This window comes from Neisseria sp. P0016.S008 (genome assembly GCF_051957775.1).
Lineage (GTDB): Bacteria > Pseudomonadota > Gammaproteobacteria > Burkholderiales > Neisseriaceae > Neisseria > Neisseria flavescens_B.
Window position 1 is genome coordinate 1 of sequence record NZ_JBQCWB010000021.1, and the last position, 1,093, is coordinate 1,093.

The 1,093-nt window shown below is 54.5% G+C and carries 1 protein-coding gene and 1 pseudogene; both read right to left on the reverse strand.

The genetic code is table 11. The annotated features are described in order from the left end of the window. Window positions 1-516, reverse strand: a 516-nt coding sequence (locus tag ACTHS8_RS10795) for a TatD family hydrolase (RefSeq protein WP_440373708.1), incomplete at its 3' end; no start/stop codon positions are given. A 13-nt stretch (window positions 517-529) separates the two neighbouring features. Then, window positions 530-1,093 (reverse strand): annotated as a pseudogene (locus tag ACTHS8_RS10800) (asparaginase); the annotation flags it as partial.

A 1,093-nucleotide genomic window follows, 5' to 3' on the forward strand; every position in this document is an offset into this window, starting at 1 on the left:
GCCGAGTTTCACCAAAATCCGCGCTTCTTCTACGCTGCCGGAGAAGGCGTGAACGATACCGCCTCGTGTGAAACCGGAGGTTTTGACGGCGGTGGCAATGGCGGCAGAGGCTTTCAGATTATGGATGATGACGCGGCGGTTGAGGTTTTGGGCGAGGATGAGTTGGCGGATAAAGATGTCGATTTGCGTGTCGCGTTGTGCTTGGGTTTGCTCTTTTCCATAAAAATCCAAACCGATTTCGCCAACCCATGCTTGCGGATGCCGGATTAATTCGGACTCTAACTCTTGGAATGTTGCTTCGTTGAGGCCGTCTGAAAACCACGGATGAATGCCCAAAGCAATATGGATGTTTTCAGACGGCCTTTCCAACTGCGCAACGGAATGCCAATCCTTGGGGGATGTAGCCGGTACGATAAAACGCGCCACGCCGGCGGCTTGTGCATCGGCAAGCACTGCAGGCAGCGTATCGGCAAGTTTGGGGTCGGCAAGATGGCAGTGGGTGTCGGTAAAAGTCATATTAAATGGCGGTTTACAGCAAATTTAATTGACGCAATTCTTGTTGCACCTTATCTGCATTCCAGTCATGGGAAACGGCAAGGGTCATCAGCGCAGTGGCGGTTTCCAGGTTGCATTTGCCGCCGTTGATGATACCTGCCTGACGCAAAGCATCGCCTTGGGCATAGACGGCAGCGGCGCAACCTTGCGGCACTTGGCTGATGTTGAGCAGCAATTTGCCTTGTTGCGTAAAGGCTTGGACAGCTCGGACAAACGCATCGTTGCTCGGCGCATTGCCGTGGCCGTAGCTTTGCAGAATCAGGGCTTGGACGGAAAGGTGGGGCAGGCCGTCTGAAAGTTCTTGCGCGGCATAACCGGGAATCAGCGTGCGGACAGAAACTTTGGCTTCAGGATTGGGAAGACGCGGATTGAGGCCGTCTGAATGTTGGGTCGGGGCGGTACGGATATTGTGCCAACCTTTGTTTTCCTCCCATTCGGCGAGCGCGCCAAAATGCAGGTTATCAAAACCTGCGGCGGTCTCGGTGCTGACTTTGCTGCTGCCGACGGCGGGGAAGAGCTTGCCGTCAAAGGCAATCAC